This is a genomic window from Butyricimonas sp. BSD2780061689_150309_C8, assembly GCF_015560935.1.
Taxonomy (GTDB): domain Bacteria; phylum Bacteroidota; class Bacteroidia; order Bacteroidales; family Marinifilaceae; genus Butyricimonas; species Butyricimonas paravirosa.
The window spans coordinates 69,285-91,526 of record NZ_JADMSV010000024.1 but is presented as its reverse complement, the minus strand read 5'-3'; the positions used below and the strand labels follow the sequence as shown (position 1 = coordinate 91,526).

The window sequence follows — 22,242 nt, the reverse complement described above, 5'->3', positions numbered from 1 at the left end:
GGGGTCAACGATACCAAATTCTTCATCTTCCGCCTATGCAACCTTTATGCCTAAACACAGCTTTTTTACTATGCGCCCTTTTATCGTAGTTGCAAGCCTGTCTCGCCTGTATCTTGGCAGAAAGTTCAGGTTTGATTGACTATAACTTGTCGGCTGAGGATCGATGACTTATCGGTAACTTATCGATGACTTATCGTTAAGTTAGTAGTGAAGGTACGGCGGGATACGGGAGAGAATGTGCTGAAATATAGTGAAATAAGTGATGGAACATGATGGGGAACTGCGAACTTTACTTGTATTGTATTGAACATTAATTAAGAATCGTGTTAATGAATGTTGCGAATCGTGTCTACGCGCAACTCGATTTTGCCGTTTCCCCGGATATGTATACTTTTGTCATCACTAAAAAATAGAGGAACTATGACGAAGTTGGTAATTTTTGATCTGGATGGAACATTGTTGAATTCTTTACAGGATTTGGCGACGAGTACGAATTATGCTTTACGGCGACATGGGTATCCGACACATGAATTGCCTGCTTTTCGTTATTTCGTGGGAAACGGAATTGACAAGTTGCTTGAACGGGCATTGCCGGAGGCAGAACGCTCGCACGAGAATATGTTGAAGATCCGGAAAGATTTCATGGCTTATTATGCCGAGCATAAGGCTGACTTTACGGCTCCTTATGATGGGATTTGTGAGTTACTGAAGACGCTGAAACGTCGTCATTTATTGTTAGCCGTGGCTTCTAATAAATATCATGCGGCTACAAAAGAGTTAATTCCGGAATATTTCGGTGAGGGACTTTTTGATTTTGTTTATGGACAACGGGAGGGGATTCCCGTGAAACCTGATCCCACGATTGTCTTCGATATTATGAAAGAGGCAGGAGTCACGAAAGAGGAGGTCCTTTACGTGGGAGATTCCGGCGTGGATATGCAAACGGCAGTAAATAGCGGTGTAACTTCGATCGGGGTGACATGGGGATTCCGTGATCGGGAAGAATTATTGGCAAACGGGGCTCAATACATTGCCGCCGAACCTTGCGAGATTATGAGGTGGGTTCGTTAGTAATCGTGATATTACTCAAATTCAACCCAGATAAAGGAGTAATTTAACCCAAATAATCTCACTCCCACGGAGAGCATTCGAGGCTTATTCAGAGCTTAGTCATCCCGTAATGTGTGAGTCTCGAATAAGTGTCGAATGATCTTCGAATAAGTGAGATTATTTCCCTAGGATTACCGTGGGATTTCCCTTAATTTTATTAGAAGTTATTTCCGGTGATTATATCGAACTTACGTTATTAGTTACCCAAGTTTATGAAATTTAATGTATTCTTGGGTAAATGGTTGTATGGATATAGAATTAAGGCTGCTCTTTATAATACTGGATTCATGTTGTTTGAAAATATAATGTAAACCAGTTTATTTGTGTGTATTAAAATTGTAGAGATACGAATTGAGAATAAAAAATGAGGTAGAAGTTGTGGGAATGAAAAAAGTATTTATATATTTTTAGTAATGAAAATAATGGGTAGGAGAGCCTATCTTGAATATATTTCGTGAGTTTGTTGAGATCTTAGTTCAAAAATCGCTAAATTATTGCATACAAGATCAACAAATAGTTCACGCAGAGTAGCTCGAGAGTGATGTGGGGTTTGTCTTTGTTTTTTCTTTCTCTATTGTTGTTATGGGTTAAAATTCTGCATTGTAATTCCTAGCAATAAAGTATTCCCGCAATTTGCGGATGGCTCCGTATTTGAGAGTACGTACCGTGTTGACGGAAACGGCGAGAATTTCCGCTATCTCTTTCACGTTATTTCCGGCAAGGGTGAGGTGAATGATACGTTCGCTTTGAGGAGGCAGCTGCCGGATGGCGTGGATTAATATTTGATTGGCTTCTTCCTCTATGATTTTATCCAGAATGTCGGTATCATCTTGTTCGCCCGGGTATATTTGCTTGTAACGGTCGTTTTCCCTTTTTATACTTCGGATGTAATTGAGGGATTCGTTTCTTGTCATGATAAACAAGAAATTTTCCACGGATTCGAGGGTTTTGTATTGTTTCCGATTCTCCCAAAATTTGACAATCACATCCTGGGCGATGTCTTGAGCGATGTCGGAAGAGCCGACAAATTTCAAGGCGATCGTGCAGATTGTTGTGTAGTGTCTTTGTATAAATTGTTCTAATTCAATAGGGTTATTCATCGGTTGGTGTGTATTGAATGTCAATTCTTACAAGTCCGGGAAATTATTGCAAGTATAGTTATTTTTTTTCATTCCAAATAAATTTTGAAAAAAAATCGTGTTTCCATTCATACAAATCGGATACTCTTGGTGTCTTTAAGAAAATAACGAGAAGAATGGATTATAATCAGGAAAAAATAATAGCAGAAATCATTTTAAAAATCCGATTCGGGACAGCGACGGAGGATGAGAAGCGACGGGTGGAAAATTGGATCGCTGAAAAAGAGGAACATCGTCTCCTATACGAGAAGATTGTTTCAGGGAAAAGTATCGCTGAATATTGGGGAAAAGAGGGGGACGTGAAAGCGGTTACTGATATGAAGGCGGTGTCGGCCCAGGTACGGGAACGGATTCAAAAGAGGGAAACAAGAAAACGGCGTGTGCTTCGGAAATGGTATGCAGTAGCCGGGGCAGCCTGTCTGATCGGCATCATTTTAGGTGGTTTCTTTTTGAACTACGGGGATCGGGAGCCTGTTGCTTTGGTGGAGAATAATCCGGAACAGGCTGTAAATGAAAAAGTGATGCTGGTACTTTCGGATGGGCAGACGATAGGACTTGCTCGCCAGGGTATCGACAGTATATATATCGGGCAGGCAACAATTATAAAGAAGGGAAATCAGTTGGCCTACCAGAAGAAACAGGACACCTTGGAGGCACGTGTCGAGGAAGAGCGGAACCGGATTATCACGACTGTCGGGGGGGATTACTTCTTTATCCTGAGCGATGGAACTAAAGTGTGGTTGAATGCCGAGTCCGAGTTGGATTTTCCGGTAGATTTTATTGGGAAGGAGCGGGTGGTAAGACTGAAGGGAGAAGCGTATTTCGAGGTAGAGCCGGATGCGGCACATCCTTTTGTCGTGGAGACGAAAGACGTGCGGACTCGGGTATTAGGTACCTCCTTTAATATAAAGGCATACGATAATGAAGAACGTGTATTTACCACCCTATTGACCGGAAAAGTGAAGGTATCAGCTGTCGGTGAAGAGAATGAATCAGTGGAGTTGACTCCTGGGATGCAGTGCGAATGGCAGAAAGAAGGAAAAAAAATGGGCGTGAAGAAGGTGAATGCTGAGAATTTTACCGCTTGGCGGCAAGGATCTTTTATGTTTGATAATGAAAATATCATGGTGGTAACCCGTGTATTGGAAAGATGGTATGGATTGAAATTTATTTATAACGAGAATACTCTCGAGCATACTTTTAGTGGTCGTTTGAGTAAGGACGAGCCTTTGGAGTCAATATTGGAAACATTGACATACACGGGTGGACCTCGATTTAAAATAGAGAAAGATGTAGTGTATATTATTGAGAAAAAGTAGGAAAACAAAAATGGAGAAGTTTCGCGGACCTCTCCATTTACAAAGACCTTGTTATAATACAAGGATAGTGTTTCATTTTAAGAATACAAATTTATGAAAAAAGAACTGAACAAGAAGTTTTTTTCGAACTTTCGTGTTTGGTGGAGGTATTGTTTAACATTGTTTTGCATGTTACTGACAATTATTCCGCTCACGACAAGTTCAGCTTTCGGGCAAGAAAGGACTACAAAAGTAATTTCCTTGAGATTGGAGAACGCAACCGTGCTGCAGGCATTGGAGGAGATTAATCGACTGAGCCAGAACAACGTTATCTTTAAGCGGGAGGAAGTAACCCGGGAAACCCAAAGGATTACCGTCGACTTGAAGGATGTGACCGTGTTGCAAGCTGTGCAGGAGTGCATTAAGGGAACTCGCCTGACTTGTACGGAACGGAATGGCAGAGTTGCGGTGGGGCCGGGTACAGAAGTAAAATCTGTTCGTATTTCCGGTACGGTGAAAGACCAAAAAGGGGCGATATTGCCCGGTGTAACCGTTATTGTCAAGGGCTTAGCGATGGGGACAAGCACGGATAATAATGGACATTATTCTTTGAATTTGCCTCGGGTGGATAATTTGTCACTTCTCTTTTCATTTATCGGAATGGAAACCGAGGAAGTAAAATATGCGGGCAAGGATACGATCAACGTGGTGATGAAAGAGGTCGTGTCGGAGTTGGAGGAAGTGGTCGTAAATACGGGATACCAACGAATCGATGCACGTAAAAATGCCAGTGCGATCACTTCTATCCGGGCGGAGGATATTATCACTCCCGGTCTGCAAACGATCGATCAGATGTTGGAAGGGCACGTGCCGGGAATGATCTTTATGCAAAATTCGGGACAGATTGGGGCTGCTCCGCGTTTACGTATCCGGGGTACATCCACGATTCTGGGATCGCAGGAACCGCTTTGGGTGATCGATGGTGTGATCCAGGAAGACCCGGTGAACGTGGATCCGGAGAATCTGAATGATTTGGATTTCGTGAATTTGTTGGGTAACGCTATTTCCGGTTTGAACCCGGAGGATATCGAACAGATCGACGTGTTGAAGGATGCGGCGGCTACGGCTATTTACGGGAAAAAAGCCGCAAATGGCGTGATCGTGATTACCACGAAAGCCGGTAAACAGGGACCTCCTTCGGTGATGTATTCCGTGTCCGGATCTTTTACCCAGCGTCCGAGATATAGCGATCGGAGCGTGAACGTGATGAATTCCAGAGAGCGCGTTGCTTTTTCTCGGGATATGATCGAAAATCGGTTGGCTTACCCCAAGATCACTTCCTGGGTAGGATACGAAGCGGCATACAGGGACTATATCGAAGGGCAAATCGGGTACTCGGAATATAAATCATTGGTGGATAAGTATGAAACGATGAATACTGATTGGTTCGATATTCTGATGCAGGATGCTTTTTCGCACAAGCACACGTTAAGTCTTTCCGGAGGTTCTTCCGCGTTGAGGTATTACGCTTCTCTTGGGTTAAATGATGTTACTGGAAGTGTGAAGGGGGAGAGTAACCGGGTATATTCGACCAATGTCAATTTGACGGGTAACTTCGATAAATTTACGGTGCGTTTCGGGTTGCAAGGGAGTGTTTCCAAGAGAAAATATATTCCTGAAGATGTGGGTGTAACGGAGTTTGCGTACAACACGAGCCGGGCTGTGCCTGCACGAAATGATGACGGTAGTTATTGGTATTACCAGATAGAGAAAGAGATCGATGGAGAATCTTATTATTATCCGAAGAATATACTAGAAGATATGGCAAATTCTTCGACACTGACGAATCAGAATTCCTTGACTTTCCAGTCTAGCGTGGCGTATCAGGTTTTACCGATATTAAAGGCGCAGGTATTATTGGCTTACAGTTTTTCGAATTCCAATTCGGGAACATGGCATGGAGCTGATACTTATTATAGTCGGAGTTTGAATAAGTCTTACGGGGCTTCAACGGAAACCTGGTGGAAGACAAATACTTTGTTGCCTTGGGGTGGAGAACAGAGAGATAGTCGGGTAGAGCGTAACAGTTATACTGTCCGTTTTCAAGTGGATTATAATCAGGCTGTTGATAGAAATGAAGAGCACGTGTTGAATGGAAGTGCCGGTTTCGAGGTGAAGTCTAACAAGTATAATACTTATGCCAAAACGACCCGCGGTATTTTCCGAGATAGAGGAAATGCAATACAATCTGTTCCAACGGATGATTTGAAAAATAATACTTATAGAGAATACATGATTTGGTCTCAGTCTACTGCTGCACTAGGGGCTTATACCAAACAGTTGACGAATGATGTTTCTGCTTATATGACATTGGGATATAGTTATAAAAACATATATAATTTCAGCGTAAATGCACGTGTGGATTTTTCTAACGAATTTGGTAGCCGGGCGAACGAGAAATTCTTCCCGATCTGGGCTTTAGCGGGTCGTTGGAATCTAACGGAAAACGTGTTGAGAGAAGTTCGTTGGATTAATGATTTGGCGTTAAAGGTGTCATTCGGTTATCAGGGAAATGTGCCAAGTGTGCCATCGAGATTGGTCATTAAAAAATCAACGGTATCCAGTGACTTGTTTGATCAGTTTTATTCCACGGTTTCCGCTTATCCGAATCCCGATTTGAAATGGGAAAAGACGGCGAATGTCAACGTGGGACTAGACTTTTCATTACTAAAGAGGAAAATTACTGGTTCCGTGAGTTACTATTACCGGAAAACAAAGGATGCCTACATGGATAAAACCGTGTCCGAGGTAAACGGGGTAACTAGTTACAAAGTGAATCAGGGAACTATGGTGAACCAAGGGTACGAGTTGTCGCTGAATTTTATTCCTGTCAACACGATGGGGGCTGACGGGAAAGGATTTCGTTGGAGATTTGACCCTCAGTTGGGACAGGTAATCAATAAATTAATTGATAATGCTACTTCAACAACAGACAAAAGTTTAAAAGATGATGCCGATCTTACATATTCGGATTACTTGAATGGAACAGTGCAGACTGTAAATCGTTCTATAAATGGATTCTATTCTTATAAATTTATGGGACTTGATCCAATAGATGGACGTCCAATATTTCCGAATCTGGAACAAAAGATTACTGTGAATGGCGAAGAAGTGGATTATGGAGAGCAGTTTAAGTTGATGTCTAACGAGGAACGATATATGTCTGTGATGGAATATTCTGGCAATCGGGTGCCCACGTTGCAAGGCAGTTTGATAAATACTTTTACATACAATCGATTCACATTGTCTATTAATATGTCTTATAGCCTTGGATCTAAAATCCGGATGTTGAGATTGTACCCGAATATCAGCTCGGATAATGGAACAATGGCTCCCAATCCCATGGAGAATATGCGGTCTGAATTTTCAAATCGTTGGAAACGATCGGGAGATGAGATGTATACCAACATCCCGGGAATCCTTAGTAATTCAGATTTCTTGGCGACCTTGGGAACTAATCCGTGGTGGAAAAAAACAGCTTATAACGGAACAGTAAACCGCAAGGTGGTAGCTGAGAATATATGGCAGATGTATGATTATTCAAGTGCACGTGTCGTGAGTGGAAATTATTTGAAAATTCAGAACATTGCATTGCGTTACAATGTGCCGGAGAAATTTTGTAAAAAGATACACATGAAGGCAGCATACATTTCTTTGTCAGGCACAAATCTGTATACTTTCAGCAGTAAAAAATTGAAAGGGCAAGATCCGACGACGCAAACCGGTAATTCGTCAACGATCACGCAATCAATACGTCCGACGTATTCGTTTAGTTTAAATGTAACATTTTAAAGAATATGGTTATGAATAAGATATATACGCTATTGATCATATTAGTTTTAGGATGTGTTTCTTGTGGAGATTTTTTGGAAGAGGATTCTCAGACATTATCCTATGTAACCAGTGTGGAGGATTTAGATGAATTATTAGTAGGAAGCGGGTATTTACAGAATGCAAGGGGTACCTATTATACGATGACCTGGTTAGAGGTGATGGACGATGATACGCAACAAAAGTTGACGGGTACTCATTCGGCTTTGGTGAATTTTGTTTATGTGGCTCCTTTTTTTAAATGGACAGACTATCCTTGGGATGATGATTACCCGAATCGGATCGGTGGAAATAAAACATGGGCTAGATTGTACGAATCAATAGAGATTGCGAACTTGATACTTGGAGATGTTGAACGTTTTAGGGAGGAAGATGATTATGCTCGTGTTAAAGGGGAAGCTTATTTTATCCGAGCTTATTGCTATTTCTATTTGACAAATATTTGGGGACACCCTTATGATGCGAAAACCTCTAATGAAAAATTAGGTGTACCGATAAAACTTACGGATTATGTAGAAGTGAAGGGGTTTGCCCGAAGTACGGTAGAGGAATGTTATCAGCAAATTTTGTCTGATGCCCGACAGGCGATATATTATTTGAACGGGATAACGCCGGTTACAAGTTATCGGGCAGGAGAAAATGCAGCTCGGGCATTGTTGGCAAAGACAGCTTTATACATGGGAGATTGGAATACTGTGGTGAACCAATGTGATTCTATCTTTAATTCGCCTAAAGGGCTTGGTTTGATAGATTTTAATACTACAACACAAACTGTTTATTCTGGTACTAGTAGTAGTAGCTATAACGTTTTAATTCGATCGAATTCAAGTAGTGAAGCGATATTCGCTGGAGGGTTTTGCACGAGTGGGGTTGCTCAGATAACGACGAATCTATCTTATGCTGCTTCTCCGGAATTGTTGGCATTATATGATGAAGAGAATGATTTGAGATATTCATCAGGTAAAAACTCTTATTTTTTCCAATATAATAATGGGTATTATGCATCACATCGATTGGTTGGTGCTTCGAAATTGCCTGGAAATAGTTTAGTATTTTCTGAGGTGTATTTGAATAAAGCAGAAGCACTGGCTTTATTGGGGCGGGAATCAGAGGCTATTTCAACTTTGCAGGATATGAGAGGTAAAAGAATGAGTGATGCTGGGACAATAAATGAAACAGGTGAAGGTTTAATAAAGTTTATTCGAAATGAACGTAGACGAGAACTTTGTGGGGCTGGGCAACGTTGGTTTGATTTGCGACGTTATGCTGTACATCCGACGTATCCGGAAAAAACAACCATCACGCATGATTATTATGAATGGGATAATGGTACGGCTGTCTTGAAAAAGACTTACGTATTGGGTGAATATCCCGAGGACGGGGGATGGCTATTGCCAATGCCATCTTATGCGTTAGAATCGAATGAAGGTGAATTGGAGGATAATGTTCGTCCGGATAGAGAAAATTAATTAATAATGAAATAAGTATAATATGAGGACAAAATTATTATATATTATTGGCTTATGGGGATGTTTATCTCTGTTTGGTTGCGGTGATGATGACAATCTTTCTCCGTCGGATCTGGATGGGGATTGGTATGTGTTGACAGACTCGGAGGATCCGTTGGATCATTTACGATATACGGTGTATCAGACGTATGGTATCCCGGTATTCTATAACGATACGATCGGGAGTCAGAACCGGGGAGTGGATTATACCGGATTGCCTATTATTTATTATGAAGTGCTGAACCCGAATTACTCTATCGAGAGTTCAACCGAGTATGCGAAGTACGAGTTATCGTACGATCGGGAAACGATCATTGTCGGGGTGGAATTTATTCGGGATGAGGTTTTCCCGAGGTTGGTTTCTTCTAAATTGTATCCCCGTTCATTTTTGTTGGTGAACAAATTGACATTGAATGCATCAGGTTCGAGTTCATATCAGCATGAGGAGTGTGCTTATCGGGGAATGATGACGTCTTGCGTGAGTTTAGTAGAGGAGATTGGTGAAATGACGGATGCTGAAATCAAACGAATGGCATGTGAAATTGCAGCTGAGGAATATACAACTTATTTAATGGAAAACTCCTATTCGTTGTTAGAAACGTTTTTGAATGTGTGTCGTGCCGAAGTTACTAGTGTTAACTTGTATGCATTAGCTCTGACTTCTTCTTCTACACCACCTTACGTGGACGATTTGGAGGAATACGGTTTTTTGTCATATAATAAAGAAACTCAATATAGTGTTTCAAGTAAGCGAGTGACGACAGTCGGCGAGCGTGCAGATGTAGTGGACTATGTGACAGAGGTATTGATGGAGGACGATGAGGCTTTTGAAACGGAGTACGGTTCTTACGAATACGTCATGAAGAAATACGAGTTGATGAAGACTGCTATGGAAAATTTGAAAGCAGCGTTGAAATAATTGTATTAACTGTGTTTTAGTGTTTGATCTTACTTCAAGATGAGGTTTTTTTTAAGCCTTTCATCTTGAAGATAGGGAACTCTATTGTTTGTAAAACAGGGATATTATTATAATTTAAAACAGTATGTATGAATAAATGGATTGTATGGAGTCTGACTTTGCTGTGGATTCTGCCGGTTGCTTTTTCCGCGGAGGCGGTGGGGAGGAAGAAGAAAAAGGTGCCGGAGGAGGCGACGGTGGAACCGAGCAAGTATGACAAGTTGTTTAAAGGAAAGAAGTACGAGACGGCGAGGGGTGGCTTTGTGACGGTGCATCGGGTAGACGGGAAGGTGTATTTGGAGTATCCTTTAAAGTTTATGGGAAGGGAGTTGCTATTGGCAGCGACTTCGACGGCGTCCACGGACAATAGTGTCTGCACGAACGGGTATAAGGAGAATACCCCGATGCATATCCGGTTTACACTGGAAGATAGTACCGTGCAGATGAGGAAGGTGAATGCCGTGGTGGCAACAAAATCCGCTGGGGAGCGGATAGATAGGATCATGGAACAGAATTTTGGTGATCCCGTCATGGCGCAATACAAGGTCTTGGCTTATTCGCCGGATAGTTTGGCGGTGGTTTTCGATATGACGGGGATATTCCTGGATGAGGAGGCGGCGTTGTCGCCCGTGCCTAAAGGAAGCGGGTTGATGGAGGTGACTAAATCGTTAACGAAGGATCTTTCTTCCATCCGGGAGGTAAAGGCGTTTGAGGATAATATGTCTGTGAAATCTCAATTGGTCTATAAATATAGTGTTACTTACAACAAAGCGAGAGTGGTGACCGATCAGCCTCTGACCGTGTTGGCTACCCGGTCATTGCTTTTGCTACCCGAAAGAAAGATGACTCCCCGGGTATCGGACAGACGAGTTGGGGTGTTTTTAACGTCGAAATCATATATTTCCGACGAGGGGGTTCCCACGGAAAGGTATTCCTACGCTAACCGTTGGTGGGTGGAGCCGAGTGACGTGGAGGCTTATCGTAGAGGGGAATTGACAGAACCCGTGAAACCGATTGTTTTTTACGTGGATACCTTATTTCCGGAAACATGGAAACAGCCGATCCGGGAAGGAATATTGAGATGGAATCAGGCTTTCGAGAAGATCGGTTTCAAGAACGTGATGCAAGTACGGGATTTCCCGAAGGACGATCCGTCTTTTGATCCCGATAATTTGAAATATTCTTGTGTGCGTTACGTCCCCACGGGCGTGGCGAATGCCATGGGCCCCTCGTGGGTAGACCCGACAACGGGAGAGATATTGAATGCCTCGGTACTGGTTTACAACAACGTGACCCAAATGTTAAGGAACTGGCGTTTCGTGCAGACGGCTCAGATCGATCCGCTCGTGAGAAGTAAGGAGTTGCCGGAAGCATTATTGAATGAATCTTTGACCTACGTGATCGCTCACGAGATAGGGCATTGCTTGGGATTGATGCATAATATGTCGGCTTCAGCTTCCTATCCGGTGGACTCTTTGCGTTCGGCAAGTTTCACGGCAAAATACGGGACGACTCCTTCGATCATGGATTATGCCCGTTTCAATTACGTGGCGCAACCCGGGGATCGGGGTGTGAAGTTGACACCTCCGGATTTGGGCGTGTATGATGAGTTTGTGATTAACTGGCTGTATAGTCCCGTGTATGGCGTGTCTACGATATGGGAGGAGGCGAAAGTGTTGGAAACTTGGGTGGACGAGAAGGTGAACGATCCGATGCTCCGGTATGGACGGCAGCAGATTGCCGGACGCTATGATCCTACCGCCTTGGAGGAAGATTTTGGAGATGACGCGATGAAGGCGGGGAATTACGGCATACAGAATTTGAAGTATATACTGTCGCATTTGGACGAATGGATCGCGGATGATCCGGAAGTAACCGTTCGGCGGGTTCTGTACGTGCAGATGGTGAACCAGTATTATCGTTATATCCGGAATGTAATTTATAATATCGGGGGAATCTATCTCTCGGATGCTAAGGAAAGCTTATCGCCCGAGCGTTTCCGCCCCGTGGAACGGGAGAAACAGAAGGCATCGGTAGCCTGGACGTTAGAACAATTGCGGGACTGCGAGTGGTTGGATAATCAGGTATTGTTGAAGAAATTCCCTCTGGGGATAATGTCCTCGCCCGTGGTGGTGGAGGCTGTCGGCAAGCAGCTGATGGCAGCTTCCCGGCGTGTGGCTTTGGCGGCGTCTTTATCGGATGAACCCTACTCGATGGAGGAATATTTTGATGACCTGTATTGCGGTATATGGGCTAGTGTTCTTGAAAATAGAAAGTTAACTACGGGAGATATGGTTTTGCAACGTCTGCTGTTGGATCAATTGAACGAGCAGATGCGTAAGGTCGGGGGTAATCGCTTGGGTATAGCGGGGAATGACACGGAAGAGTTATTCCGTGAATTATACGCTCCTTCGGCACTGGACGCGGAGTGCTATGGGTTGGATGAATTGCTTTTGACCACGCATTTCGGGACGGGCTACGGGTGGCAACGACCTCTCGATGTCACGAATCTCGACGAGTCCGCCACGTACTACTATCAGATGGTGTTACGTATCCGGGATTTGCTGGAATCTAAAATGAAAAGTTTTGATGCCGAGGATTTACCGCATTACGAGGCGATGCTTTTCGCGATGAAACAGATGTTGGGTAAACAGGCACAAACTAAATAAAAAAAGATATATGAGAAAATGGATAATACCGAATATGGTTTTCATTTTGCTGTTGTCAGGATTCTGTTCCCTGGGAGGCGAGAGAAAGGCGAAGAAGAATAAACAGGAAGAAAAACGACCGGGCAAGTATGAACAACTGTTTAAAGGTAAGATGTGTACCACGGTTTCAAGCGACTTTATGACATTGCATAAAGTGGACGGGAAACTGTATTTCGAGATGCCTTTGGAGGTGCTCGGGCGGGAGATGTTGTTGGCTTCTTCAGTAGCGAAAACCAGTAATAATATGGCAGCGGTTTGCGGGTATACCCCTAACGTGATGCACGTGCGTTTCGTGTTGCAGGACAGTACCGTGCAATTGTGTTCGGTGGCTTCGACCGTGACGGCGAATCTCGGGAACGAGCGGATGAAGCAGGTGATCAAACAAGGGTATGGTGATCCGGTTTTGTTCGGGTACAAGGTGCTTGCTTATACTCCTGATAGTTCCGCAGTGGTGTTCGACGTGACGAATCTGTTGCATAGCGATGTGGCGATGTTATCCCCTTTATCCCGGACAACGGGGCGATACGAGGTACAAGGGCATATGAAACCGGCTCATTCCTGTTTGGGGGAGGTGAAGGCTTTCAAGGATAACGTTTCGATAAATTCCACGTTGTTGTACACGGTGAACGTGTGGTACTCGATTATTCCCGTATTGCGGCAGGTGTCGGTGACCGTGGAGGCAAACCGGACGTTGATGATGTTACCGGAGGAAAGAATGCGTCCCCGGCTCTCGGACTCCCGTGTCGGTACTTTCCTTACGAATAAACGTTATATTCCGGAAGAGGGGAGTGACATTCGTCCCTATTCTTACGTGCATCGCTGGCGTTTGGAGCCCAAAGATGCGGAAGCTTATCGGCAAGGAGTGTTGACCGAGCCCGTGAAACCGATTGTGATGTACGTGGATCCCGATTTCCCGGAGAACTGGAAAGAGCCGATTAAAAAAGGTATATTGAGATGGAACCAGGCTTTCGAGAAGATCGGGTTTAAAGATGCCATTCAGGTGAAAGACTTCCCGACGGATGACCCCGAATTTGACCCGGCTAACCTGAAATACTCTTGTGTACGTTATGTACCTTACACGCATGAGAATGCCGAGGGAATTACCTGGGTCGACCCGATGACGGGAGAGATTCTGAATGCCGGTATTTTTATTTATAATAATGTGACATGGGCGTTGAATAACTGGCGTGTCCTTCAGACGGCACAACTCGATCCGTCCGTGAGGACAAAGAATATGCCCGACGATATTATGAATGAGTCGCTGGAATACGTGGTTGCTCACGAGATGGGGCATTGCCTGGGATTGATGCACAATATGGCAGCGTCCAGCGCATATCCGGTGGATTCGTTGCGCTCGGCTACTTTTACACAAAAATATGGAACGACTCCTTCGATCATGGATTATGCCCGTTTCAATTACGTGGCTCAACCCGGAGACAAAGGGGTGAAGCTGACGCCTCCTGATTTGGGCGTGTATGACGAGTACGTGATCAAATGGATGTATACCCCGTTCCCAGATGCGGTTTCTATTCAGGATGAAGCGAAAATTCTGGAGGCTTGGGTGGACGAGAAAGCGGGGGATCCCATGTATCGCTATGGAAGACAGCAGGATAAATATCGCTATGATCCCTCGGCACTGGAAGAGGATTTGGGGGATGATGCCCTGAAAGCCGGGGATTACGGGATTGCCAATTTGAAATATATCATTGGAAATATAAATAACTGGATACAGGAAGATGTCACGGCGGATCATCGTAAGCAGTTGTACGCGAATCTGACAAAACAGTACGAGTGCTACCTGATGAATGTTTTGTATAATATTGGAGGGATCTATTTGAACGAGGTGAAGGATGGAACTCCCGGGGATCGGTTCAGACCGGTGCCGCGAGAGAGGCAGAAGGCTTCCGTGAGTTGGTTGCTCCGGCAGTTGAGGGAAGGATCGTGGTTGGACGACCGGGATCTGGTGGATCGCTTCGGTTTGGGAATCCCTGCCTCCTGGCGGGTGAGGACTGCCGTGTTGAACGCTTTGTTCAGTCGAGGAGCTTGTGTCACGTTATCCTCTCATCTTGCAGATGACCCCTACACGATGAACGAGTTTGCGGAGGATGTTTACCGGGAAGTTTGGGCGAGCGCGTTGGAAGGACGGGAATCGACCCGGATCGATCGGTTGATGCAACGGACGTGGTTGAATAAATCCAGAATGCCCGTGTCGAATGTCGGGGGAAATCGATTCAGCCTGCAATCGGCAAGTGAGGCTTATGCCGTTACCCCCGACGAGAGTTGGACGTATGGTTTGGAAGGTGGAGTTTTGACGGAAGAGATCATGGAACGGTTGTGGGATACGGAGCGAACGGGTACGCCGGAAGTGTCAGGACAGGATGCCGGACAGGAGAGTTTCGGGCACGGTTACGGGTGGCAAGGAGAAGTCAATAGTAAAGTGTTGAATAACGAGGATATTTATTTTTATAAAATGGTGCGGGAGTGTCGGGATATGTTGCAGAAGAAAGTGTCGACGGCTCCCGAGGCGGATCGTCCCCACTACCGGGCAATGCTGTTGATGGCGGAAAAAATATTGATGGAAAGAAAGTAGTATGAATGTAATAAGATATAATATGAAAAATTGGATTGTATTGTTGATTGCTGTATTTATGGTGAATGCTTGTTTTCTGACGGTTGATGCCTCGGAAAGGAAGAAAAAGACGGCAAAGAAAGAGGAAACGGTGGTAAAGCCGCCCGTGAAAAAACTGAGTAAATACGAGAGGTTGTTCAAGGGAAAATCGCACGAGATGGCTAAGGGTGGTTTTATGACGCTTCACAAGGTGGACGGGAAACTGTATTTCGAGATGCCGCTTGCCGTGATGGGAAGGGATATGTTACTGGCTTCCACTACCACGCAGACCAGCGATAACTCGATATCCACGAACGGTTATAAAGTGAAAGATCCGATGCATATCTGCTTCACGTTGGCGGATAGCATGGTGCATATGCGTAAGGTGAATTCTTACGTGAGCTACGACAAGAACAATGATCGCCTGCAGCGGGTGATAGACCAGAATTTTGTAAATCCGATCATCGAGGGGTACAAGGTGTTGGCTTATAACCCGGATAGTACGGCGGTGGTTTTCGAGATGACGGCTTTGTTTACCGGTGGTGATGCGGCGGTTACTCCCATGGTGGATGAGGCTTTCCCGCTGGCTTTCCGGAATTCGATTAATAAATCTTTGTCTGCGATAGATGGTATTAAAGCGTTTGAGGACAATGTTTCTATAAAATCATCCCTTTCGTACAACGTGAGTGCCAAGTACCTGAATACAATTCTTTACGAGAACCGTCCCGTGTCGATCAAGGCTACCCGTACACTATTACTTTTACCGGAAGACCGAATGCGTCCGCGTATCTCGGATTCCCGTATTGGTATTTTCTTGACGAACAAGCAATATATAGCGAATGAGGCCGACCAGTTGCAACGTTATTCTCTGGCACACCGTTGGCGTTTGGAACCTAAAGACATGGAAGCTTACAAGCGGGGTGAGTTGGTAGAGCCCGTGAAACCGATCGTGTTTTATTTGGATAATTTATTCCCGGAGGAATGGAAACAACCGATCCGGACGGGCGTGATGAGATGGAACAAGGCTTTCGAGAAGATCGGTTTCAAGAATGTGGTGCAGGTGTTGGATTTCCCGACAAATGATCCGAACTTTGATCCGGATAACCTGAAATATTCGTGTATCCGTTACGTGCCTTCCAGCACGCAGAATGCAATGGGGCCCTCCTGGGTGGATCCGATGACCGGGGAGATTCTGAATGCCTCTATTTTGGTTTACAATGATATCGTGAAGATGTTGAACTATTGGCGTTTCGTGCAGACGGCACAAATCGATCCCCGGGTGAGAAGCAAGAAGTTGCCGAAAGATGTGTTGGAGGAAACGATGGCTTACGTGCTGGCTCACGAGATGGGGCATTGCTTGGGATTGATGCATAATATGGCCGCTTCTGCTGCCTATCCGGTGGATTCGTTACGTTCTGCCTCGTTTACACAAAAATATGGAACGACTCCTTCGATCATGGATTACGCACGTTTCAATTACGTGGCTCAACCGGGTGATAAAGGGGTGAAGTTGACTCCTCCCGATTTGGGAAGATATGACGAGTATGCCATTCGTTGGCTATACACACCCGTGCCGGATGCCGGGACTATTTTCGATGAGGCTAAGATTCTGGAATCCTGGGTGGATGAGAAAGCCGGTGATCCTTTGTATCGCTACGGGAAGCAACAAATGTCCAGTCGGTATGACCCGAGTGCCTTGGAAGAAGATTTGGGAGACGACCCGATCAAAGCGGGAGACTATGGGATCAAGAACTTGAAATATATTCTCAAGAACCTGAATAATTGGATACAGGATGACGAGTCGGCTGAACATCGGCAGGAACTTTACAACCAGATTGTAAAGCAGTACGGTCGCTATTTGCAGAACGTGGTGTATTGTATCGGGGGAATTTATTTGACGGAAGCCAAGGATGGCAGTGCGGATAAACGCTTCCGTTCCGTGCCTCGCGAGAAACAGAAGGCAGCTATGAAATGGGTGATGAAACAATTACAGGATAATGATTGGTTGGATAATCGTGAGGTTTGCTCGAAATTCAAATTGAACACGAAGGCTTCTTCCGAGCTGAATGCTTCTGTTGCCGGAATCCTGACGAAGATATACATGAACGTGACGCTATCGTCTTATCTGGCAGAGAAAAATCCTTATACCTTGCGTGAATTTTTTGATGATTTCTATACCGGAGCATGGGATGCGGCTATCCGTAACCGGAAGCTTACTCATGGCGATAAGATCATGCAAAAAGCATTGTTGGATATGATGTCCCGTTCCGTGGCTTCTATCGGGGGAAATAAACTCGGGGTGGTGAGTGCTGCTAATATCTCGGCAGAGGTTGCTTACGCTCCCACGATTGAGGAAATTTGCCTGTACGGGTTGGACGAAAGCGGCATGATCGACAAGTATGCCCGGGATCTGAAAGAGGTTGAACAACGGGAGGGAAAGGCTTATCTGGTTGAGTTGATGAAACAAACTAGTTTCGGGTATGGCTACGGGTGGCAGAACTGGGTTCGCTCGACTGCTATTGATGAATCCGCTATCTACTATTATGAAACGGCGACTAAAATTGCTTCCTTGTTGCAACGTCGTGTAGCTTCGGCAAATGCGACTGATAAACCGCATTATGAAGCAATGCTGTTTGCGGTGCAACAAATATTGGGAAAAAAATGAGTTTATAAAGTTTATAAGGTTCATAAAGTTTATTTCCAAAGACGGAGAGTTGGAATACTCTTCGGCTTCGGGAAAAACTTTTATCTTTTAGTTTTTAACTTTTAACTTTCCTTGTTAATATGAGATTTATCATTCTGAGTGTCGTTTGGTCTATTGTTTTATTCAGTTGTGCGGGTAAAACAGAGCAAGTTAAGGCGAAATACGTGTTTTATTTTATTGGTGATGGGATGGGGGTTAATCAAGTGATCGGGACAGAGATGTATTTGGCAGAATTGGAAGGGCGTATCGGGACGAAATCACTTTCGTTTACTTCTTTTCCGGTTCGTAATTACGTGACAACCTATTCCGGTACAAATGCCGTGACTTGTTCGGCTGCTGCCGGAACTGCATTGGCTACCGGAACGAAAACACAAAACGGGCGTATCGGGATGAGGCAGGATAGTAGTTTTTTGTACAGCATTGCCTGGAGAGCGAAGCAAGCCGGGAAGGCGGTGGGTGTCACCACGAGTGTTGCCATTAATCATGCAACACCCGCTGTTTTTTACGCTCATCAACCGGATCGACAGATGTATTACGAGATCGGAACGGATGCCGCTAAAGCCGGGTTCGATTTTTACGGGGGAGCGGGATGGAAACAAGTCTTTTCTCCTCATGATTCTTCGGAGATAGATCTCTATTCCCTGTTGCGTGATTCCGGATATGTGATTATCGATCATCGACAGGACTTTCAGGCTTTGTCTACCGGGGCGGGGAAAGTGGTTTACGTGCAACCGGAGGATTGTGTCAATCCGTCGAGTCTGCCTGCGGCAATAGACCGGAAAGAGGGGGATTTGACTCTTGCGGACATTACCAGAAAAGCGATTCAATTCTTGTCGGCACGGAACGAGGATGGCTTCTTTCTGATGGTGGAAGGTGGCATTATTGACTGGCTTTGCCACGCAAATGACGGTGCGGCTGCTTTTCGGGAAGTTGTTGATTTTTCAGAAGCTATTCAGGTCGCCCTTGATTTTTACAAGGCTCATCCGGATGAAACATTGATTATCGTGACCGCCGACCATGAAACCGGAGGGTTGGCATTGGGTAACGGTCCTTACGAGTTAAGCCTGAAACTACTGGCAAATCAGAAAAGCTCCATTATCGGTTTGACTCAAAAATTGAAGCAATTGAAAAAGAGTAAAGGGAAGAATCTAACTTACCCTAATTTGCAGGAATTATTCAAGCAGGAATGTGGCTTTGGTGCGGCGGTTAAGTTATCCCCGGAAGAGGAACAACTTCTGGAATCGGAAGGTGTAAAGATGATCCGCTCCAATAGTAGCCAACTTGTACGAAACGAACATACGTTAGTCGATCCCCTTGCCGCATTGGCAGTGGAAATTCTCAATCGTAAGGCTATGATCCGGTGGGCTAGTGGCGGTCACTCTGCCGGAGCAGTTCCTGTCTATGCAATCGGAGTCGGTGCAGAAAAGTTCAGTGGAATATCCGATAACACGGAAATTATTGGAATCATCGAGAAGGTGGCAGGATATTAATATTGCTGTAATTTAACAATAATCAACACTGGAGAATAAATATTGTCCAGCGTTGATTGTTGTTGATATTATTAAGATTAATATTTAAACGAACTTCCGCCCAGGAATTCTCGGAGAATGGAAGTCGGTGGTATTTCACGGGTAGGTACGGCTTGGACGTACGAGAAGAACTTCAACAGGCGTTTCGCCTTGGAGTGTTCCGGGTATTTTACCAGCACTTCTTCCAATAATGGAACGGCTTGTTGCTTCAAGGCTCCCAGTTCGTATACGAGTGCCGAGTTAAACATGACATCGGCCTCTTCCTGATAGGGGGTGATGTGTTTCTGTTCACCGGAAAGTACGCTTTCCCATCTTTTTAAGGTGTCGAGAGCCGAATATCCCCGGTATTTGTGATCCCGAACCATACGGCGGATCAAACGGTTATCCGATGGGTTGATAATGTTGTGATTATCGATAGAGATCACCGTAAGAGCCGAAATAAATATTTTGAACAGGCTTTCATGAGGCAGATATTCGGTTAATTTGGGGTTCAGCCCGTGAATACCTTCCACGATAACCACGTTATTACTGCTCATCTTTAATTTCTCTCCGTCGTAGAAACGTTGACCTGTTTCGAACGAGAATTTGGGTATTTCCACTTCTTCACCTCTCAATAAACTCATGATGTTATCGTTGAAGGTGTTGATGTCCAAGGCGTCGATCGTCTCGAAATCGTATTCTCCTTTTTCATCCCGGGGAGTATCTTCCCGGTTCACGAAATAATTATCCAGAGATAAATTGACGGGTTTGATGCCGTTCACTAATAGTTGGATGGCTAATCGCTTTCCGAACGTGGTCTTGCCCGAAGAGGAAGGACCGGCGATAAGCACGACTTTTACCTTTTTCTGTTTCTTGATTTGGTCAGCGATCTGGGAAATCTTTTTCTCGTGCAGGGCCTCGCTTACCTTAATCATATCCCCGGCGTGTTTATGTTCGATGGCTTGGTTTAAATGCCCAATTTGCATAACCTCGGAGATCTTTCCCCAGCGTTTGAACTCGCTGAACGTGCTGAACAGCTTTTCTTGGGGTACGAACGGGACTATTTGTGTCGGGTTCGTGCGTTCGGGTGGCATTAATAACATTCCATCCTTGTAATCCATCAAGTCGAATACTTTCAGGCAACCGGTAGAAGGTGCCAGTGTTCCGTAGAAATAGTCGCACGTACCGTCAATGGAATAGACAGAGGTAAACATCTTTCCTCGTGTGGAAAGTAATAGTTCTTTGTCTTTTAGTCCTTGTCGGTTGAAACGTTTGATGGCTTCCTCCGTGGGAGTTTCCGTACGCATGATCTCGTAATCGTGGTCGATGATGCGTTGCATTTCTTTTTTTATCTCGGTGATCCTGTCCCCGGTGAGAACGAATTCCTTGTTTGCCAGACGGCAGAATATTCCGTTAGAAAGGTGATATTCCACGACAAGCGTTTTTTTCGGGTAGAGATTATGTATCGCCTTGTAAAGTACGAAAATAAGAGAGCGTAAGTACACGCTATATCCATCCAACGTGGTGACATCGACGAAATTCACGTATTTGGGGTTATATATCTCGTAATGTAGGTCCTGCACCTCGTTATTAACTAATGCCCCCAGAATGTTCTGATGATTCATAGGGAACACGATTTTCTTGAATTCTTTTAAACTAGATCCCGTGGGTATCTGGTATTCTTGTCCATTGTTTTCACAAAAGACGGTTATTTTATTCTTTTCCATGTTGGGAGGTTTTTTTACATCCAATATAGGCAGGGTGGTACAAATAGCGTGCCGAATATTTTTACTTGTATGCCTGCTTGTTTTCGGGAATGGCAATATAATACGTTTTATGTTTCCCGACTTTTAACGAGGTCTGCCGTAACCAGGGATTAAAGCGTTTCAACGTTTTATAGGATATTCCGTGTTCTTGTGCGAAATCCGCCAGATCCTTTATATTTTTGGTTACTTTGACCTGCGTGGTCGGCTCCACGGGATACAAGTGATCCACGTAAAAATCGTACAGGTGAGGTTCTTCCATGATTTGCTTTAAAGCCAACATGCGGTACACGTATCTCCCGGTTTCCTCACCTAGCAGGAGGTCGTAAAAGTTTTTTTCCTTTTGTCGGTCCATTTGTCTGGAGAGCATATTCATACCTCCGTTATAAGAGGCGGCGGCCAGTGTCCAGGAACCGAATTTCTGGTAGGCTTTTTTCAAGTAGGTACAAGCGGCACGTGTAGCTTTTTCCACGTGATAGCGTTCGTCCACGTCATTCGTCACCTCTAACCCTAGTTCTTTAGCCGTCGCATTCATGAGCTGCCATATTCCTGCGGCTCCGGCGTAAGATACGGCCAGTGGGTTCAAACTACTCTCGATGACGGCCAAGTACTTGAAATCATTCGGAACTCCTTCCGCTTTTAGGATGGGTTCGATGATATGAAAATAGCGGGGGGCATTTTTCAAAACTTGGATCGTGTGTGAATGTAAGTAGGTGTTCACGATTAACTCTTTTTTGAATGCCTCTGCCACGTCGATTCTTTCCAGTGGGACCTCTTCCCCGGCCAGGCTGAATGTTGTCGGGAAGTCCACGTCTGATGATTTCATGAGGTGGAATGGTGGTTCCTCGTTCTCTTCATGTTCCTTCTGATCATGATAAACGTAATATCCGATCGCCGCACTATTTAATAAGACAAGAATTGTCAGAAATGCAAGTAAAATGTTCCTTTTCACAACCAATGATTTTATTTTTTCGAAAATACATCTTTTTCTTGATTTTTACGGTAAAATGGAGAAAAAAGTGTGTGTAGAATCGCTAAGAATTGTAC

At 44.6% G+C, this 22,242-nt stretch carries 12 protein-coding genes; 9 read left to right on the top strand and 3 right to left on the bottom strand.

Annotated features, from left to right (window positions below; all coding sequences use genetic code 11):
• Nucleotides 1-420: 420 nt before the first annotated feature.
• Nucleotides 421-1,071, top strand: a complete 651-nt coding sequence (locus tag I2I33_RS16075; RefSeq protein ID WP_087421121.1) for an HAD family hydrolase — start codon at nt 421-423, stop codon at nt 1,069-1,071.
• A 626-nt stretch (nt 1,072-1,697) separates the two neighbouring features.
• Here I2I33_RS16075 and I2I33_RS16070 read toward each other — a convergent pair.
• A complete protein-coding gene (locus I2I33_RS16070; protein ID WP_087421122.1) occupies nt 1,698-2,210 on the bottom strand; it encodes an RNA polymerase sigma factor in 513 nt (170 codons plus the stop codon).
• Between the two features lie 155 nt (nt 2,211-2,365).
• On the opposite strand from I2I33_RS16070, the gene I2I33_RS16065 reads away from it, so the two are divergent.
• The 8 genes from I2I33_RS16065 (at nt 2,366) to I2I33_RS16030 (ending at nt 19,414) form a co-directional block, all read left to right on the top strand.
• On the top strand, nt 2,366-3,568 hold the full coding sequence (locus I2I33_RS16065; RefSeq protein WP_162613777.1) for a FecR family protein: 1,203 nt from the start codon (nt 2,366-2,368) through the stop codon (nt 3,566-3,568).
• A 168-nt stretch (nt 3,569-3,736) separates the two neighbouring features.
• Nucleotides 3,737-7,399, top strand: coding sequence for a SusC/RagA family TonB-linked outer membrane protein (locus tag I2I33_RS16060; RefSeq protein ID WP_229128341.1), 3,663 nt, complete (start codon nt 3,737-3,739; stop codon nt 7,397-7,399).
• Nucleotides 7,400-7,410: 11 nt separating this feature from the next.
• A complete protein-coding gene (locus tag I2I33_RS16055; RefSeq protein ID WP_162613778.1) occupies nt 7,411-8,907 on the top strand; it encodes a RagB/SusD family nutrient uptake outer membrane protein in 1,497 nt (498 codons plus the stop codon).
• A 22-nt stretch (nt 8,908-8,929) separates the two neighbouring features.
• The gene (locus tag I2I33_RS16050) at nt 8,930-9,865 is read left to right on the top strand and encodes a hypothetical protein (RefSeq protein ID WP_087421125.1); all 936 of its coding nucleotides are present in this window, start codon (nt 8,930-8,932) and stop codon (nt 9,863-9,865) included.
• 128 nt (nt 9,866-9,993) lie between these two features.
• Nucleotides 9,994-12,573 carry a zinc-dependent metalloprotease gene (locus I2I33_RS16045; RefSeq protein WP_087421126.1) on the top strand — a complete coding sequence of 860 codons (2,580 nt, stop codon included), beginning with the start codon at nt 9,994-9,996 and terminating at the stop codon, nt 12,571-12,573.
• Nucleotides 12,574-12,583: 10 nt separating this feature from the next.
• Nucleotides 12,584-15,202, top strand: a complete 2,619-nt coding sequence (locus I2I33_RS16040) for a zinc-dependent metalloprotease (protein ID WP_087421127.1) — start codon at nt 12,584-12,586, stop codon at nt 15,200-15,202.
• Nucleotides 15,203-15,224: 22 nt separating this feature from the next.
• The gene (locus tag I2I33_RS16035) at nt 15,225-17,885 is read left to right on the top strand and encodes a zinc-dependent metalloprotease (protein WP_087421314.1); all 2,661 of its coding nucleotides are present in this window, start codon (nt 15,225-15,227) and stop codon (nt 17,883-17,885) included.
• A gap of 119 nt (nt 17,886-18,004) precedes the next feature.
• The gene (locus tag I2I33_RS16030) at nt 18,005-19,414 is read left to right on the top strand and encodes an alkaline phosphatase (RefSeq protein ID WP_087421128.1); all 1,410 of its coding nucleotides are present in this window, start codon (nt 18,005-18,007) and stop codon (nt 19,412-19,414) included.
• Nucleotides 19,415-19,491: 77 nt separating this feature from the next.
• On the opposite strand, the gene I2I33_RS16025 is transcribed toward I2I33_RS16030, so the two are convergent.
• A complete protein-coding gene (locus I2I33_RS16025; protein ID WP_087421129.1) occupies nt 19,492-21,159 on the bottom strand; it encodes a nucleoside kinase in 1,668 nt (555 codons plus the stop codon).
• 61 nt (nt 21,160-21,220) lie between these two features.
• Complete coding sequence (locus I2I33_RS16020) at nt 21,221-22,147, bottom strand: lytic transglycosylase domain-containing protein (RefSeq protein WP_087421130.1); 927 nt, start codon at nt 22,145-22,147, stop codon at nt 21,221-21,223.
• Nucleotides 22,148-22,242 lie beyond the last annotated feature (95 nt).

Coding starts and splice junctions, on each gene's coding strand:
- I2I33_RS16075 (WP_087421121.1), top strand. CDS start 421: ATGACGAAGTTGGTAATTTTTGATCTGGATGGAACATTGTTGAATTCT.
- I2I33_RS16070 (WP_087421122.1), bottom strand. CDS start 2,210: ATGAATAACCCTATTGAATTAGAACAATTTATACAAAGACACTACACA.
- I2I33_RS16065 (WP_162613777.1), top strand. CDS start 2,366: ATGGATTATAATCAGGAAAAAATAATAGCAGAAATCATTTTAAAAATC.
- I2I33_RS16060 (WP_229128341.1), top strand. CDS start 3,737: ATGTTACTGACAATTATTCCGCTCACGACAAGTTCAGCTTTCGGGCAA.
- I2I33_RS16055 (WP_162613778.1), top strand. CDS start 7,411: ATGAATAAGATATATACGCTATTGATCATATTAGTTTTAGGATGTGTT.
- I2I33_RS16050 (WP_087421125.1), top strand. CDS start 8,930: ATGAGGACAAAATTATTATATATTATTGGCTTATGGGGATGTTTATCT.
- I2I33_RS16045 (WP_087421126.1), top strand. CDS start 9,994: ATGAATAAATGGATTGTATGGAGTCTGACTTTGCTGTGGATTCTGCCG.
- I2I33_RS16040 (WP_087421127.1), top strand. CDS start 12,584: ATGAGAAAATGGATAATACCGAATATGGTTTTCATTTTGCTGTTGTCA.
- I2I33_RS16035 (WP_087421314.1), top strand. CDS start 15,225: ATGAAAAATTGGATTGTATTGTTGATTGCTGTATTTATGGTGAATGCT.
- I2I33_RS16030 (WP_087421128.1), top strand. CDS start 18,005: ATGAGATTTATCATTCTGAGTGTCGTTTGGTCTATTGTTTTATTCAGT.
- I2I33_RS16025 (WP_087421129.1), bottom strand. CDS start 21,159: ATGGAAAAGAATAAAATAACCGTCTTTTGTGAAAACAATGGACAAGAA.